The organism is Mesorhizobium sp. M0910 (assembly GCF_040319465.1).
GTDB lineage: Bacteria > Pseudomonadota > Alphaproteobacteria > Rhizobiales > Rhizobiaceae > Mesorhizobium.
This window is the reverse complement of sequence record NZ_JAMYNZ010000044.1, coordinates 1-1,580: the sequence shown is the minus strand read 5'-3', so window position 1 is coordinate 1,580 and position 1,580 is coordinate 1. Positions and strand designations below refer to the sequence as shown.

Below are 1,580 nucleotides of genomic sequence, written 5' to 3'. Positions count from 1 at the left end.
TGTCTTGGGAGGATTGCCTGATGAAAACGCGCGCCGCTGTTGCCGTCGCCGCCGGAAAGCCGCTGGAGATCATGGAGGTCGACCTCGAGGGTCCTCGCGATGGCGAGGTGCTGGTCGAGATCAAGGCAACCGGCATCTGCCACACCGACGAGTTCACGCTGTCGGGCGCCGACCCGGAAGGCCTGTTTCCGGCGATCCTCGGCCATGAGGGCGCCGGCATCGTCGTCGATATCGGCAAGGGCGTCACCTCGGTCAGGAAGGGCGACCATGTCATCCCGCTCTATACGCCGGAATGCCGGCAGTGCCCGTCCTGCCTGTCGCGCAAGACCAATCTGTGCACCGCCATCCGCGCCACGCAGGGACAGGGCCTGATGCCCGACGGCACCTCGCGCTTCTCGATCGGCAAGGACAGGCTGTTCCACTATATGGGCTGCTCGACCTTTTCCAACTTCACCGTGCTGCCCGAGATCGCGGTGGCCAAGGTCGATGCCGACGCGCCCTTCGACAAGATCTGCTACATCGGCTGCGGCGTCACCACCGGCATCGGCGCTGTGATCAACACGGCCAAGGTCGAGCAAGGCGCGACGGCGGTCGTCTTCGGCCTCGGCGGCATCGGCCTCAACGTCATCCAGGGCCTGCGCCTTGCCGGCGCCGACATGATCATCGGCGTCGATGTGAACAACGACAAGAAGCAATGGGGCGAGAAATTCGGCATGACGCATTTCGTCAATCCGAAGGAGATCGACGGCGACATCGTGGCCCATCTCGTCAATATGACCAAGCGCGGCGCCGACCAGATCGGCGGCGCCGACTACACCTTCGACTGCACCGGCAATACCAAGGTCATGCGGCAGGCGCTCGAAGCGTCGCATCGCGGCTGGGGCAAGTCGGTCATCATCGGCGTTGCCGGCGCCGGCCAGGAGATCTCGACGCGGCCGTTCCAGCTGGTCACCGGCCGCACCTGGATGGGCACCGCCTTCGGCGGCGCGCGCGGCCGCACCGACGTGCCGAAGATCGTCGACTGGTACATGGCCGGCAAGATCGAGATCGATCCGATGATCACCCACACGCTGAAGCTCGAGGACATCAACAAGGGCTTCGACCTGATGCATGAAGGCAAGTCGATCAGGAGCGTGGTGGTTTACTGAGGAGGAGAAAGCCGCCGGCTAACCAGCCAACGGCCGACAATGCACATGTTCAACACGGGAGGAGACAAAAATGCCGGAGAAACTGCATCCTAAAATCGACAATGGATTGCCACGGGAAAAGCCCGATTTTGCCGGCGGCACGCTGGTCTGCGCCTGCACCAGCAACCCGGTCAAGGTGAAGGTCAAGGGCCAGATCGCGCACAATCATGCCTGCGGCTGCACCAAATGCTGGAAGCCGGAAGGCGCGCTGTTCTCGGTCGTGGCGGTTGCCGGTACAAAGGACGTGACGGTGACCGAAAACGGCGACAAGCTGAAGGTGGTCGATCCGGGCGCGCTGATCCTGCGCCATGCCTGCACCGGCTGCGGCGTCCACATGCACGGCCCGGTCGAGCGCGACCACGCTTTCAAGGGGCTGTCCTTCATCCATCCGGA

At 63.6% G+C, this 1,580-nt stretch carries 2 protein-coding genes; both read left to right on the top strand.

The features are described from left to right. Window positions 1-20 precede the first annotated feature (20 nt). Entirely contained in the window at window positions 21-1,148 is a 1,128-nt protein-coding gene (locus NKH78_RS32490) for an S-(hydroxymethyl)glutathione dehydrogenase/class III alcohol dehydrogenase (RefSeq protein WP_352876492.1), read from the top strand. Window positions 1,149-1,218: 70 nt separating this feature from the next. Then, window positions 1,219-1,580: GFA family protein (locus NKH78_RS32485; RefSeq protein WP_352885245.1), on the top strand; the 362-nt coding region annotated here is incomplete at its 3' end.